This window comes from Agrobacterium sp. CNPSo 2736, from assembly GCF_004005385.1.
GTDB classification, from domain to species: domain Bacteria; phylum Pseudomonadota; class Alphaproteobacteria; order Rhizobiales; family Rhizobiaceae; genus Agrobacterium; species Agrobacterium leguminum.
In genome coordinates, this window is record NZ_RZTX01000023.1 from 1 (window position 1) to 15,153 (window position 15,153).

Here is a 15,153-nt window from a genome sequence, read left to right on the forward strand (position 1 = left end):
GGATGTTCGCCGAGGGCTCGAATGCGGACGGCGGGAGCGATCCAGCAAGGCGTCTCCCGCCTGCGCCCGCCGCAGCCAGACATAACCCGTCTGCCGACTGATGCCGAAACGCTTGCACAAAGCCGAAATAGTGGCCCCTTCCAGCAACGCAAGCATCACAAATTCTCGTCGCTGATCCACGACAGACAACTCCCGCCAAGCCATCCCGACCTCCTCTGCCACAAAGGCAAAGTTGTCAGGGATGTCTCCGAACATCTGTCAACTATGTATCAGGGCTGCACACTTGTCCCGAGGATCTACTCACGTATCGTATGATCGGTCGGTTGCAGATGCTCGGGACAAGCCCGAGCATGACGATAGAGACCCTAGAGGATGGCATACTCAAGCGAAGGCGGCAGAAAATTCTCTGCCGCATCACTCTTCACCCTCAGAGATAATCCCGCTTCACCGTTTCCAGAACGGCGGCAAAGCGCTCCTTGCGCTCTTCCAGCCGGCCATCCGGGCTGAGACGCGGCTCCGCGCGGCTTGCCTGCCAGAGCGCCAGCGTGGAAGGCGCGGCCAGCACCTGCTTGGCCAATTTGCGCAACGACCGGGACTGCGTTTCCTGCGGCCGCACCAGCACGTCACCCTCATGCGCCGGCCCCGCATGCGCCGGAACGGAACCGGCCTCGGCAATGATCGGGCCGGGCGGCGGCGGGAAGCTCATGCCCCAGAAGCGCGAGCCCTTTTTCGCCGCCTCGGCGCGGGTCGAAACCGGCACGTATCGCGGCTGATATTCGACACCCACGCTGCCAGCCCAGTCGCTCCATTTGAAGCTGTTGATCGACGGCGAGGTGCTGACCGCGACCCATGGCACGCGGAAGGCATCGGCAAGGATTGCGCCATGCATGGATTCGGCAACGATGAATTCCGACTGGGCGATGGCGCGGATCACCGCTTTCGCCTCGCCGCGCGGGTCGAGATAGGTCAGTCCCGCCGGTTCGCAGACGGTTTCCCACATGCCGAATTCCGCCGATTCCCAGTGCGGAACGAAGGTCTTCTTGTAGAGCTTCGGCAGGCCTTTGAAATCAGGCATCTCGGTGACCATGACGGCCGGGTCGACAATGCCCTTTTCGGGCGCGAGCCCCAGCTTGGCGGCGGTTTTTTCGCCGCGCACGCAGCGAATATCCCAGAACTCGGTGCTGGTATCCGGCACCGCGCCATAACCATAACCGCTGCCGATCACCAGCTTGCGCTGCTTTGCGGGCAAAAGAACGTCGTTCAGCACGGTGCCGACGCCGACGAGCATGACGTCGTCATGCACATCGCGCAGGCCCGGAAGCAGAAAATCCCACAGCCACAGGTTGAGATCGTCACCGAAATTTCCGTGATGAGATTCCCAGTGGTAAGGTTTCATGAGGTCACTCCTGGGTGAAAAAACATATAAATTCTTGCGGGCGAGAATTCGCTCATCTGGAGCGGACGATTTTTCCAGCACCGAGTTCAAACGCGGCGCGCAGCAGTGCCGGATCGCGCATCGCCCATTTCAGGAGCAGCCCGAATTCGGGCGCCTTGCGCCGTTTCAGATTGCCCGCCTGGCTCCACAGCGCCTGTTTGCGCGCCGTGTTTTTATAGGAAGCGATGGAGGCGACATCGTCCGGCCGGCGTGAAAAACGCCCCTCCAGCGTATCGAGCGCCACCCAGGTATTGAACTGCTGGCGCAGGAATTCCGGCGAGGTATTGTCGATGCTGTGGAAGATATTGACGCCCATGCCGCGCATCGCGCCGGCGTCGTCACAGAGAAGCGTGCGCTTCGATGCGAGGATGGAATCGCAGAAAAACAGCACGTCTTCCGCCGCCAGACGAAGCGCCGGGTCGAAGCGGATCTTTTCAAAAAGGGGACGGCCGATCACCATGCAGGAGAGATGCAGGAAGCTCCAGTTGCGCAGCATCACACTTGCCAGATCCGGCAGTTCGATCAGCAGCGGCTTCTCGGAAAGCCGTGCCGCACCCTCATTCTTCTCCAGTTCGGAAATGGCGAAATGATAATAAAATTCGTCACTTGCCTGCATGGATGCCCAGTAGCACTCGCCGCCATAGGTCTGAAGCGCAAAGGCCGCATTCTGCAGATGATCGGGTGTCCAGATGTCGTCGGAATCAAGAAAGGCGACATAGTCGGTGCCGTCAGGCACATTGTCCAGACCGGTGTTGCGGGCGCCGCCCGGGCCGGCATTGGCCTGCTTAATGACGAGAATCCGGTCTTTCTCACCCTGCGAAAGTTCCGCAAGTTCCTGATCGATCGGGTATGGCGATTCGTCATCGACGATGACAAGATCGAAATCCTGGTAAGTCTGCGCAAAAACCGATGCGAGTGCACGTCCCAAGACACCGTGCTGCTTTTGGTAGTAGGGAATGACGACAGTAAATCTTGCCATTGTTTCGCCCCTTGCGTTGATCAAGAAGTGTCGGGCCCGATCCTAAAAGCGGCCCCGATGGTATCGGCAACTCCCAACCGGCTTTCCTCCCGCCGGCCTCCAGAAACAGGATGCTTGTATGCCCCCAGCGCCAAATGTAAAGACCATCACCACGAATGTCGGCTGGAGCGTTTTATCAAAAACAGGGACATTCGGGCTTAAATTTGTCACGGTCCCAATTCTCGCAAGACTGCTCTCCCCGGAGGAATTCGGGGTGGTTGCGGTAGGACTAACGGTTGTACAGTTTCTGACGATGATCGCCGGCGCGGGGCTCACCTCCGCGCTCATCGTCGAAAAGGAAGAGGATATGGAAACGATCCATACCGTCTTCTGGGCCAATCTCGCCATCTCCTGTACCATGGCCGCCGTCCTCTACATCTTCGCGGAATTTTTCGGCGGGCTGCTGGGCGCGGTGGAAAGCGCTTACCTGTTGCGCATCATGGCCTTCCTCATTCCGCTGCAGCTTGCCGGCGATGTCGCCTATTCACTGCTCGCCCGGCGCATGAATTTCAGCAAGGATGCGCTTTGGAGCATGGCGTCGGAAAGCATCGCGGCCATCGTCGCGGTCGCGCTCGCCTTCATGGGCTTCGGCGTCTGGGCGCTGATCATCCAGCTTTTTGCCGCAGCCCTCATCCGGCTTGTCGGGCTTTATGCCGTTTCGCGCTATTGCCCGCGCTTCGTCATGAAACCGCGCCGGCTGGTGCCGCTTCTCGGCTTCAGCTCGGGGCTGATGGGCTCGGAAATCGCCAATTTCGTTACCTTTCAGTCGCCGATGGTGGTCATTGCCCGGCATCTTGGGCTGGCGGATGCCGGCGCCTATTCCGCCTCCAACCGCTTTGCCAGCATTCCCAATCAGGTGGTTCTATCGGCCGTCATGGGTGTCCTGTTTCCCGCCTTCAGCCGCATGATGGACGACCCGCAACGCCGGCGCGATGCGCTGATGTTCAGTACGCAGGTGCTGACCGTGCTCCTGGCACCGATGATGTTCGGCCTCTGGGCCGTGGCGGAGCCGGCCATGCTTGTCATCTTCGGGCAGAACTGGGCCTATGCCTGGCCGGTCCTCGGTCTGCTCGCCCTGTCGAAGGCCATTCTGACGCCATGCAGCACCTTCATCCCCTATCTGAAGGGAGCAGGTTACGGCCGCGTGCTGTTCTGGTCGGCAACGATCCGCGCCATCGTCACCACCGTCGCGGTCTGGCTTGCCGCGCTTTATGGCACCCTGATCGACGCGATGGTGTGGCTCTGCATCGTCAATGCGGTAACGCTGGTCGCCTATTCATGGGCCGTGTTCAAGGCAAGCGACACGCCATTTTTCCGTGGCCTCTATGTCAGCAGCCGGCCGATGATCGCGGCGCTGGTGATGGCCGTTTCGGTACGTTATCTGCTTCACCTTCTGGCTGAGCGCGTTCCCAATGCCACGCTTCAGGTCCTCATCGGCGCTGCCGTCGGCGGGCTCATCTATGCGGTGCTGATCCTGCTGACCGAACGGGCGCTGCTGGGGAAAATCCTGGGGATGGTAAAGTCGCGGCGGATGCGCGATACCGCAACCCAGGGTTAGGAAATTCAAAAAAAAACGCGCCTCATTTCCGCCGTGAACCGGCTTTTCCGCGGTGATTTCATTCGCCGCGGCAAGGGCGTGCAGGCACGCTTTTTGCAGCGCAACATCACGACAAATGACAATTTCGCACGCTTCAGCGATTTTTAACGATGCGGGAATTTGTATAAAATAAAGCAATTTCAATTGTTTGATTTTTTATAGCCGCCGGAATGGCGTTAACGCCAGACATTCACCCGCAAAATCTAATCTTGTGTTTTTCCCGCGTCGCCACATTTTATCCCAAAGTCGAAACCAGACTTTCCAGTGCGGGCTTAAGTTCGCTCTGGTTGCAACGCGGCGTGGGTGGACGCCGCCCAATAGGGGTGACTGATGTGACTGTCGATCAGAACCTATCCTCCCGTATCAATTTGATGCGCATATTGCTGATCTCCGGGATCGTGTTCGTCCATGTGCCGCACGATGCCGAAACCAGCCCTTTTCTCGGCCTTTACGGCTTCTTCGACTGGCTGCGGGTTTTTCTGGGCGATGCGCTGTTTCGCATCGGCGTGCCCTGTCTCAGCGCCATTTCCGGCTATCTGCTGTTTCGCCGCGGCATGAGCGGTTTCGATTATCCGGCGACGATCCGTTCCAAGTCGAAAACCGTGCTGCTGCCTTTCCTTCTGTGGAATGGCGCGCTGTTTGCGGCCATATTGCTGATCCAGCTCTTCGATGTCGGCGTGGGGTATTTCCCCGATCTGTGGAACGCCAGCCCGCGTGAAATCATCAGCCACGGAACGGCGCTTGAGGAGCTGCCGGTGAATGTGCCGCTTTATTTCCTGCGCGACCTCTTCGTCTGCATCCTGCTGTCGCCGGTGCTCGCCTTTCTGATGCGCCGCTTCGCCCTGCCGACGCTCGCCATCCTGCTCTTCATCACCGCCATGCCTGACCTGACGATTTTCATCGTCCAGAAGAAATCCATTCTTTTCAGCTTCTCGCTCGGCATTGCGCTCGCGCTCCACCGCGTCGACGTCAAGGCGCTCGACCCCTATGCCGTGCCGATCATGGCGCTGACCTTTGCCGCCTCTGCCATATTGGCGACGGGACTTTATTTCACCGGCCCGGAATTCACCTTCTGGCTCAACATGTCGCGCAATCTGCTGGCCGTCTTCGGCGCGCTCGGTTTCTGGGCATCTTCCGCCCTGTTGATCCGCAGCCGGCTTGGCCAGCGGCTTGCCGAAACCGGCAGCCTGAGCTTCTGGATTTTTTGCGCCCATTATCCGCTCCTCGTCATCATGTGGATGGTGTGGAACAAGGGCGGGCCGGATTTCTACCCTGCTTTTTATATCAGCGCCACGCTTTCCGCCTTCGTCATTCTGGTGATCAGCAATGCCCAGACCCGCAAATATCTGCCGGCCGTCTATGCCGTGCTGACCGGAAGCCGCAGCGGCAAAGGCAAGACGAAGGCCGACTTTGCGGCAAAACGGGCCGCCATGATCGGCCCGCCGACATCCGAAACGCTTTATTCGCAACGACAGAGGTGAACCAATGACAACATTTGTCACCCGCGTTCAGACACGCATTCTTCTCGCCGCGGCCCTTCTGGCCGCTCCCTTCGCGACGCCGGGCCAGGCGCAGGAAGGCAATGGCGCATCCTTCATCGAGAACTTCGACCAGATGGACAGAAGCTTCTGGTACGTCTCCGATGGCTGGAACAACGGCGCGCATCAGAACTGCACCTGGTCGAAGAAGCTGGCGACGGTGGAAAACGGCCAGCTGACACTCGGTTTCGAAGAAGCCAAGGCCGGAGACCGCAAATTCGCCTGCGGTGAAATCCAGACCAAGGGGCGTTATCGCTATGGCACCTATGAAGCACGCATGAAGGCCGCCACCGGCTCGGGCCTGAACTCCGCCTTCTTCACCTACATCGGCCCGACCGACAAGAAGCCGCACGATGAAATCGACTTCGAGGTTCTGGGCAAGAACACCGGCAAGGTGCAGCTGAACCAGTATATTTCCGCCAAGGGCGGCAATGAGAAGCTGGTGCCGGTGGAAGGCGGAGCCGATGCCGGCTTCAACGATTACGCCTTCGTCTGGGAGCCGCAGCGCCTGCGTTATTACGTCAACGGCAAGCTCGTCCATGAAGTGACCGACGAGTCGAAAATCCCTCAGAATGCCCAGAAGATTTTCTTCAGCCTGTGGGGCACCGACACGCTGAAGGACTGGATGGGCGCCTTTTCCTATTCCGGCGCAACGCAGATGATCGTTGACCGGTTTGCCTTCACGGCGCTCGGCGACAAATGCCAGTTCCCGGAATCCATTGCCTGCGCCCTCAACTGATTTTTTTTGAACCAAACCGTCATCCGCGGCGTCTCTGACGCATGAACCAACCGGACCCTTGCATGACCCATGTTCTATATCTCGCGCATGATCTGTCGGACCCCGCCATTCGCCGGCGGGTGCTGACCCTGCTTGCGGGTGGGGCGCGGGTGACGCTGGCGGGCTTCCGGCGCGGACAGAACCGATTGGCGGAGATCGAAGGCGTCGTACCCGTCGTGCTCGGAGAAACCGCCGACGGCCAGTTTCTGCAGCGCATGGCGGCGGTGGCGAAAGCCAGCCTTTCGCTCGGCAAGACATTGAGCCGCATCCCCGCCCCTGATGTCATTCTTGCCAGAAATCTGGAAATGCTGGCGCTGGCAAAGCGGGCCATGTCGATCTATGCCGGGCAGCCGGCGCTGGTTTATGAATGTCTCGACATTCACCGCCTGCTTCTCAATACGGGCAAGCCCGGACAGCTGCTGAATGCCGCGCAGCGTTATTTCGCACGCGACGCCAAGCTGCTTATCACCAGCTCTCCGGCCTTCGTGGAGCATTATTTCAAGCCCGTGTCGGGCCTCGACCTTCCCGTCCTGCTGCAGGAAAACAAGGTGCTGGCGCTCGACGCCACCGTTGCCGCCACGCCGCAGCCACGCGCACCCGCCCCCGGCGAACCTTGGAAAATCGGCTGGTTCGGCGCGCTTCGCTGCCGGAAGTCGCTGGAAATACTTGCCGAATTCGCGAAGCGCATGGAGGGCAAGGTCGAAATCATCCTGCGCGGCCGGCCGGCCTATTCGGAATTTTCAGATTTCGACGGCTTCGTGGCTGCCGCTCCGCATGTCCATTTCCATGGGCCTTACAAGAACCCCGAAGACCTTGCCGCGATCTATAACGAGGTGCAGTTCACCTGGGCGATCGACTTTTTCGAGGAAGGCCAGAATTCCAGCTGGCTGCTGCCCAACAGGCTTTACGAAGGCTGCCTTTATGGCACCCTGCCGATTGCGCTGGCCGGCACGGAAACCGCACGCTTCATCGAAAAGCGCGATATCGGCTTCGTCCTGCAGCATGCCGGCGCTGAGGATCTCACCGCGCTGTTTAACTGGATGAACCCGCAAACCTATGCGGACGCCTTCAACACCCTCTCGGCGCTCGACAGGAAACAATGGCTGACGGACCGCGACGATTGCCGTCAGCTGGTGCAGCACTTGTCCTCTCTCGCCAAATCCGCTTCCGGCCATGCCCGCGAAGCGCAGTTTTCACCCGTGTAGTGCGTAGGGGGCAAATCATGGAAGGTCTTGGTCATTCCGGCATCAGAACGCTGATCGTCATTCCCTGCCTCAATGAGGCGAAGACGATCGAGGGGCTGCTTGTCAAATTCACCGGCGCGATGCAGGGGCGTCTTTTCCGCATCGTGGTTGCCGATGGCGGCAGCACGGACGGAACCCGCGATATCGTGACCGCCTTTGCGGCGACGGATGACCGCGTGACGCTTCTTCCCAATCCGAAGCGCATCCAGAGCGCTGGCATCAACCTTGCCGTCGCCACCTTCGGCGAGGATTTCGATTACCTCATCCGCATCGACGCCCATGGCGATTATCCCGATGATTATTGCCAGCGGCTGATCGAGGATGCCGAGCGCATCGGTGCGGATTCCGTCGTCGTCGCCATGGATACGGTCGGCCACGGTCTGTTTCAGAAGGCGACGGCCATCGCCCAGAATTCCAAGCTCGGCAATGGCGGCTCCAAGCACCGCGAAGGCGCGAAAGGCCACTGGATCGACCATGGCCACCACGCGCTGATGCGGATCGCCGCTTTCGACGCGGTCGGCGGTTATGATGAGAGCTTCAGCCATAATGAGGATGCCGAACTGGATTTCCGGCTGCGCAAATCCGGTTTCCGCATCTGGATGACCGACAAGACCCGCATGACCTATTATCCGCGCGCGAGCGTCATGCCGCTGTTCAGGCAATATCTCGCCTATGGCCGCGGCCGGGCGAAGAACCTCCTGAAACATCGCTCCATCCCGAAAATCCGCCAGATGATCCCGCTCGCCGTGCTGCCGGTTTTCATCCTCGCGCTGCTGTCGCTTGTGCATTGGGCGGCACTTATTCCGCTCGGCCTCTGGATCGCCGCATGTGTGGGTTATGGCTTGTGGATGGCAATAGGTCAGAAAAACCCATACGGCCCGCTCGCCGCCTTTTCGGCAATGGTGATGCATCTGGCCTGGTCCACCGGCTTCTGGCTGGAACTCCTGAAATTCCGGGGAAGAAAGGCTGTCTCATGACCGACAACACCGTCACCCGCACCGATGATTCGAAAACCGTCGATATCGGCATCTGCACCTACAGACGCCCCGCGCTCGTCGCCACACTTCTGTCACTCTTCGAGCTGGACGTGCCGGAAGGCGTGAAAGTTCGGCTGATCGTTGCGGATAATGACGAGGAGCCGAGCGCCAAGGCCAGTGTGGACCGCCTGCGGGAAACAGCACCCTTCGAGATTACCTATGTGCATTGCCCGAAATCGAATATTTCGATTGCCCGCAATGCCTGCCTGTCGGAATGCAGGGCGGATTATCTGGCCTTCATCGACGATGACGAGACCGCCCCGCCGCACTGGCTCTCCGCCCTTCTGGAAAAGGCCGACGAGACCGGCGCGGAAGCCGTTCTCGGCCCCGTTACGGCGGTTTACCGGGACAATGCGCCGGGCTGGATGAAACGCGGCGATTTCCACTCGACCGTTCCGGTCTGGGTCAATGGCGAGATCATCACCGGCTATACCTGCAACACATTGCTCAAGATGGATGCGCCCTCGGTGAAGGGCCGGCGCTTCGCGCTGGCGCTCGGCCAGAGCGGCGGCGAAGACACCCATTTCTTCTCGCATCTTCACGCCGCCGGCGGCCGCATCGTTTTTGCGGAAGATGCCATGCTGTCCGAACCGGTGCCGGAAAATCGCGCAAGCTTCATGTGGCTTGCCAAACGCCGCTTCCGCTCCGGCCAGACCCACGGCCGCGTGCTGGCGGACAGGAAACCCGGTATACGCCGCGTGGTGCAGGTGCTGAAGGCAGGTTCGAAAGTGCTTTATTGCGCCGTCTTCGCCGCATTGAACGGCTTTAACGCTGTTCGCCGCAACCGTTATGCGCTGCGCGGCGCGCTGCATATGGGCTCGATGAGCGGCGCCTTCGGCGTGCGTGAAATCCGCCAGTATGGCGCGGTGGAGGCGACCTGATGGAAAACCTTGCCTCGCCGCCCGATATCAGCTTCGTTATCGCCGCCTATAATGCCGCCGATACGATCGAAGCCGCCGTTCAAAGCGCACTCGACCAGAAGGGTGTGACGCTGGAGGTTATCGTCGTCGACGACCGCTCCGCAGATGACACCATTGCGCTCGTGGAAGGTATCGCCATCATCGATCCGCGCGTCCGCCTGCTTGCTCTTGCCGAAAATCTCGGTCCTGGCGGTGCGCGCAATGCCGGCATCGAAGCCGCGACAGGACGCTGGATCGCCGTGCTCGATTCCGACGATGTCATTCGCCCGGAACGCTCCGCCTGCATGATGTGCCGGGCGGAAGCCGCCAACGCGGCGATTGCGGTCGATAATCTCGATGTCGTCTATACCGACGGCAGGCCGATGGAGACGATGTTTCCGGAAGAGTTTCTGGAGGAACGGCCGGTTCTCACGCTGGAGGACTTCATTTCCTCCAACATCCTGTTCCGCGCCACCTTCAATTTCGGCTATATGAAACCGATGTTCCGGCGCGATTTCCTCAATGGCGAGGGACTGCGCTTCCGCGAGGATATCCGCATCGGCGAGGATTATATCCTGCTCGCCTCGGCGCTCGCCGCCGGTGGTCTCTGCGTCATCGAACCCAAACCGGGTTACATCTACAATATCCGCGAAGGCTCGATTTCGCGCGTGCTCGAACTTCATCACGTCGAAGCGATGATGCGGGCGGATCAGGAATTCCTGAGCCATTACACTTTGCTGCCCGCCGCCATGGATGCGCAGCAGGCGAGAGCCCGCAGCCTGCGGCTGGCGCATAATTTTTTGACATTGGTGGAAAACATCAAGAGCCGCTCGGTACTCGGCGCCTTGAAGACCACGATAAGGGATCCTGCCGTGCTGGGGCACTTAAGAATGCCCATTGCAGTGCGGCTGAGGAGACTGCGGGACGCCATGTTTGCGCCTGCGGCGAATACAGGGGTGAAAAGACAGATTTCGTGAAATTGACGCGTGGACGAAATCTGCGCGGGGACTGGGGACAGATCAAACCTTGATGAAGGAGAACGCGATGGACCTGAACAAAACTGTCAGAAAAGCCGTCATTCCCGTAGCTGGCAACGGCACGCGGTTTTTGCCCGCCACCAAGGCGATGCCAAAGGAAATGCTGACGATTGTCGACCGTCCGGTCGTGCAGTATGCCGTTGACGAGGCCATGCAGGCCGGTATCGAGCATATTATTTTCGTGACGAGCCGCAACAAGACCGCCATCGAAGACTATTTCGACAGCGCGCCGGAACTCATCAACACGCTCACCCGCTCCGGCAAGACCGTGCAGGTGCTGCAGCTTGAAAAGATGCTGCCGGTTGCCGGCACTGTCAGCTATACGCGCCAGCAGGTGCCGCTCGGTCTCGGCCACGCCGTCTGGTGCGCGCGCGAACTGGTGGGCAAGGAGCCTTTCGCGCTGCTTCTGCCTGACATGGTTTCCTACGGCGCACGCGGCTGCATCGCTGGCCTGATGGAGCTTTATGACGAAGTCGGCGGCAATATTCTCGGTGTCGAGGAATGCCTGCCGGAAGAAGTCTCGTCCTATGGCGTCGTCGGCGTCGGCCAGAAGGTCAATCATGGCTTCGCCGTCACCGAAATGGTCGAAAAGCCGGAACCATCCAAGGCGCCTTCGAATTATTACCTGAATGGCCGTTATATCCTGCAGCCGGAAATCTTCGATATTCTCGCCAAGCAGGAGCGCGGCGCGGGCAATGAAATCCAGCTGACCGACGGCATGAAGCGGCTTGCCGAAAAGCAGTCTTTCCATGCGCAGAAATATAGCGGTCGCACCTTCGACTGCGGCAGCAAGCAGGGCTTCATCGCCGCCAACGTCGCCTTCTCGCTGCTGCGCGCCGACATGGAAGCTCAGGTTCTCGCTTCGGTGAAGGAACTGGTTGCGAACCACGAAAGCCGCGTCCAGGCGGCCTGACTTTAATCGCGCCGCCGGGGGAGGCGGCCGGCGCACCAATAACGGGGGGCGGGAAGGCGAGCATTTGTTCGGCTTCCCGCGTACCATTTTAATTCACAAGGTAGGTCCATGCACCACAAGACCTTTAAATCCAATATCGGTTTTCCGGAGTCCGGCAAGGATTCCGACACGTTCATCGACCTCGACCGCCTGTGGGCCGCCGTGGTGCGCCGTGCCAATGTCATTGCCGCTTCGGTCATCGCCGCCGTGGTTCTGGCCGGCCTTTATCTGGTGCTTGCGACCCCCGTTTACACCGCGATGACGCAGGTGCTGCTGGATGAAAGCCTTTCCCGTTATGCGGAAGAGGAATCACCGGTGCCCGCCGCGCAGATCGTCGACAACCGCATCGCCAGCGCCGTGGAAATTTTGAAATCCAAGGAAATGGCGTTGACCGTGGTCGACAAGGCCAAGCTCGATGAGAACGACACCATCGTCAATCCGCCGATGTCGCCTGTCGAGCTCGTCAAATCCTCCGTGCGCGGCATTCTCGATCTCGTCCTGCCGGGCGATCCGCCGGTCTCCGAAGCCGCAATCCGCGCCGGACGCCGCGAAAAGGCCGCCGCCGTGCTGCAGCAGTCGCTGACGGTGGAACGTGTCGGCCGCAGCTCGGTCATCGCCATCTCCACCCGCTCGACCGACCGCCAGCTTGCCGCGCAGATCGCCAAGACCTATGCGCAGGCCTATCTCACCGAACAGCTGAACGCCAATTTCGACGCCAGCGAGCGCGCCTCGGTATGGTTGCAGGAACGCATGACGGACCTGAACCAGCGCGCCCAGGCGGCTGAACTGGCGGTACAGAAATTCAAGTCGGACAACAACATCGTCTCCTCGCGCGGCGAGCTGATGTCCGAAGGCCAGCTTGCCGACCTGAACGGCCAGCTGATTGCCGCGCAGGCCGATGCCGCGACGGCCTCTGCCCGTTACAACCAGTATAAATCGATCATCGACCGGGGACCGGATGCGGCCGTCGACAATGCCGTCGTTTCGGCCCGCGATACCGATAATTCGGTCATTCAGGATCTGCGCAAACGCTACATCACCATTTCCGACCGGCAGCAGGGCATCGTCCAGCAATTCGGCGCCGACCATCCGCAGGCGGTTGCGCTGGACGCCGAGAAGAAAGAGGTTTCGCGACAGATCTATCAGGAACTGCAGCAGCTTACCGGCAGCCTGAAGAACGAATACGACGTCACAAATTCCCGCGTACAGTCGCTGCGCGACAATATCGACCGGGTGGCAGGCCGCAATTCCGAAGCCAACATCACCATGGTCCAGCTGCGCGAACTCGAGCAGCGGGCGACGGCGCTGCGCACCCTCTACCAGTCCTATCTCGGCCGCTTCGAGGAGGCTTCCCAGAAGCAGTCGCTGCCCATCGCCAAGGCGCGCATCATCTCCGAAGCGGGCCTGCCGACATCGCCTTCCAGCCCGAAAAAGACCATGACCATGGCGCTTTCGGTCGTTCTCGGCCTGATGCTCGGCGGCGGTATCGCAGCGCTTCTCGAATTCCGGGATCGTTTCTTCCACACCGGCAACGACGTGCGTGACAATCTGCGCATGCGTTTTCTCGGTTACCTGCCCTTCATCGGTGAAAGGGGCGTGGAAAACGCCAAGGCGGGCAACAGCGCCGCCACCCCCGGCGGCGAGAACGCCACGCTTGACGAAAGCGGACAGGTCTCGTTCCAGAAAATGCTGCGCCTTGCCGTCGACAGCCCGCGCTCCAGCTTTGCGGAAACGCTCCGCAACGTGAAACTCACGGCAGATGTCGTCATTCAGGAACGCCAGTGCCGGGTCATCGGCGTCATTTCCTGCCTGCCGAACGAAGGCAAGTCGGTCGTGGCGCTCAATCTCGCCGGACTGATCGCCTCCACCGGCAAGCGCACGCTGGTGGTGGATGCGGATATCCGCAATCCCGGCCTCAGCCGCATGCTGACGACACGGCAATCCGCCGGTCTGGTGGAGGTCGTCCTCGACGAAATCCCTTGGACGCAGGCGGTGAAGGTGGATACGCGCACGAAAATGGGCATCCTGCCGGTTTCGACCAGCAACCAGTTCGCCCATTCGAGCGAGCTGCTGTCTTCCTCCGGCATGCGCAAATTCATCGACTCCGCTCGCGAGGCCTGCGACTACATCATCGTCGACCTTGCACCGGTGGTTCCCGTGATCGACGCCAAGGCCTTTGCGCCGCAGGTGGACGGTTTCGTCTTCGTCACCGAATGGGGCAAGACGCCGATCCAGATGGTGCAGAACCTGATGGCCAACGAACCGCAGATCGCCAACAAGACGCTCGGCATCGTGCTGAACAAGACCGACATGACGGAATTGCAGCGTTATGCCGGCCCCGGCGGTTCGGAGCATTATCACGAGAAATTCTCGGCCTATTACGGCGACGCGAAGCCGCCGGTAAAGGAAGATGCGTAATGGTGGAGATTTAACAGGCCGGTTGCATCCACACTCCGTCACCCCGGCTGCCGAGCCGGGGTCCAGCCAGCCCAAGTCCCTGGGCTGAAAAGAAGTCTTGGCGCCGCGCAGACGCGCGGCGGCTGGATGCCGGATCTAGTCCGGCATGACGGAAGAATCACAAATTCCCCCATTCCACCCATGGCATTACCCGCCGAAATTGCGCATTGATGGCGTGAAGCTAAAATCGCAAGCAGGATCAGTCCCATGCCATCACCCATCGCCTTTGTTTCACGGATGAATGCGGAAACGGAGGCCGTCTGGAAACAGGCGCTGCGCGCCGCCATGCCGCAGGAGGACATCCTCTCCTTTTCCGAATTGACGGACGAGCAGCGACGGGCAGTGGACTTTGCCATCGTCGCCAATCCCGATCCGGCCGATATCGCGGCACTTCCGGGCCTCAAATGGATCCACAGCCTGTGGGCGGGTGTCGAGCGGCTGGTGCTGGAGCTGGGCGACAAGGCTCCCCCCATCGTCCGGCTGAAGGATCCGGCGCTTTCGCGCGTGATGGCCGAAGCCGTGCTGGCATGGACCTATTACCTGCAGCGCGACATGCCCGCCTATCGCGAAAACCAAAAAAAGGCGCTCTGGCAGGAGCTGGACTACCGCCACCCCGGCGAGATGACCGTCGGTCTGCTCGGCCTCGGGGCGCTCGGCACGGCTGCGGCGGCGCGCCTCATCCATGCCGGATTCAACGTTGCCGGCTGGAGCCGTTCGGCCAAGGCGATAAAGGGTGTGGAAACGTTGACCGGCGATGACGGGCTCCAGGCATTGCTGGAAAAGAGCGACGTTCTCGTCTGCCTCGTGCCGCTTACCGATGCGACGCGCGGTCTTCTCGATGCCGACCGTCTCACCGCAATGAAACAGGGCGCGGCGCTCATCAATTTCGCCCGCGGCGCGGTCATCGTCGCCGATGACCTGATTGCGGCGCTTGATTCCGGCAGGCTTTCGCATGCCGTTCTCGATGTCTTCGAGCAGGAGCCGTTGCCCGCCGCTTCCGCCTTCTGGCAACACCCAAAAGTTACGGTTCTGCCGCATATTTCCGCGCCGACAAGCCGGGAAAGTTCGGCCCGGATCGTCGCCGGCAATGTCCGCACATGGCGGGAAACGGGCGGGCTGCCGGAGACGGTCGACATGGCCCGCGGTTACTGAGCCGGCGGC

Annotated in this window: 13 protein-coding genes; 10 read left to right on the plus strand and 3 right to left on the minus strand. The window is 60.3% G+C overall.

Annotation, left to right across the window (positions count from 1 at the left end; translation table 11 throughout):
• The 3 genes from EM858_RS24870 to EM858_RS24880 all read right to left on the minus strand — a co-directional run.
• On the minus strand, positions 1–204 hold a 204-nt coding region (locus EM858_RS24870), incomplete at its 3' end, for a helix-turn-helix domain-containing protein (protein ID WP_164865502.1).
• A 223-nt stretch (positions 205–427) separates the two neighbouring features.
• On the minus strand, positions 428–1,396 hold the full coding sequence (locus EM858_RS24875) for a polysaccharide pyruvyl transferase family protein (protein ID WP_127758312.1): 969 nt from the start codon (positions 1,394–1,396) through the stop codon (positions 428–430).
• Between the two features lie 52 nt (positions 1,397–1,448).
• A complete protein-coding gene (locus tag EM858_RS24880) occupies positions 1,449–2,414 on the minus strand; it encodes a glycosyltransferase family 2 protein (RefSeq protein WP_127758313.1) in 966 nt (321 codons plus the stop codon).
• A 118-nt stretch (positions 2,415–2,532) separates the two neighbouring features.
• Here EM858_RS24880 and EM858_RS24885 point away from each other — a divergent pair, with 118 nt between their 5' ends.
• The 10 genes from EM858_RS24885 (at position 2,533) to EM858_RS24930 (ending at position 15,144) form a co-directional block, all read left to right on the plus strand.
• Positions 2,533–4,011, plus strand: a complete 1,479-nt coding sequence (locus EM858_RS24885) for a lipopolysaccharide biosynthesis protein (RefSeq protein WP_127758314.1) — start codon at positions 2,533–2,535, stop codon at positions 4,009–4,011.
• A 371-nt stretch (positions 4,012–4,382) separates the two neighbouring features.
• The gene (locus EM858_RS24890) at positions 4,383–5,531 is read left to right on the plus strand and encodes an acyltransferase (protein WP_127758315.1); all 1,149 of its coding nucleotides are present in this window, start codon (positions 4,383–4,385) and stop codon (positions 5,529–5,531) included.
• 4 nt (positions 5,532–5,535) lie between these two features.
• On the plus strand, positions 5,536–6,327 hold the full coding sequence (locus EM858_RS24895; protein WP_127758316.1) for a glycoside hydrolase family 16 protein: 792 nt from the start codon (positions 5,536–5,538) through the stop codon (positions 6,325–6,327).
• A 62-nt stretch (positions 6,328–6,389) separates the two neighbouring features.
• Positions 6,390–7,571 (plus strand): glycosyl transferase family 1, encoded by a 1,182-nt coding sequence (locus tag EM858_RS24900; protein ID WP_127758317.1) that lies wholly within the window; start codon positions 6,390–6,392, stop codon positions 7,569–7,571.
• Between the two features lie 17 nt (positions 7,572–7,588).
• A complete protein-coding gene (locus EM858_RS24905; RefSeq protein ID WP_080819931.1) occupies positions 7,589–8,587 on the plus strand; it encodes a glycosyltransferase family 2 protein in 999 nt (332 codons plus the stop codon).
• Positions 8,584–9,528 (plus strand): glycosyltransferase family 2 protein, encoded by a 945-nt coding sequence (locus tag EM858_RS24910; protein WP_127758318.1) that lies wholly within the window; start codon positions 8,584–8,586, stop codon positions 9,526–9,528. Before EM858_RS24905 ends, EM858_RS24910 begins: the two co-directional genes overlap by 4 nt.
• Positions 9,528–10,523 (plus strand): glycosyltransferase family 2 protein, encoded by a 996-nt coding sequence (locus EM858_RS24915; protein WP_127758319.1) that lies wholly within the window; start codon positions 9,528–9,530, stop codon positions 10,521–10,523. The genes EM858_RS24910 and EM858_RS24915 overlap by 1 nt, the downstream gene beginning before the upstream one ends.
• Before the next feature lie 67 nt (positions 10,524–10,590).
• Positions 10,591–11,496 (plus strand): UTP--glucose-1-phosphate uridylyltransferase, encoded by a 906-nt coding sequence (locus tag EM858_RS24920; protein WP_026363575.1) that lies wholly within the window; start codon positions 10,591–10,593, stop codon positions 11,494–11,496.
• Positions 11,497–11,604: 108 nt separating this feature from the next.
• The gene (locus EM858_RS24925; RefSeq protein WP_127758320.1) at positions 11,605–13,953 is read left to right on the plus strand and encodes a polysaccharide biosynthesis tyrosine autokinase; all 2,349 of its coding nucleotides are present in this window, start codon (positions 11,605–11,607) and stop codon (positions 13,951–13,953) included.
• A 246-nt stretch (positions 13,954–14,199) separates the two neighbouring features.
• Positions 14,200–15,144: a glyoxylate/hydroxypyruvate reductase A gene (locus EM858_RS24930; protein ID WP_127758321.1), complete on the plus strand. Its 945-nt coding sequence runs from the start codon at positions 14,200–14,202 to the stop codon at positions 15,142–15,144.
• The last annotated feature ends 9 nt before the right edge of the window (positions 15,145–15,153 follow it).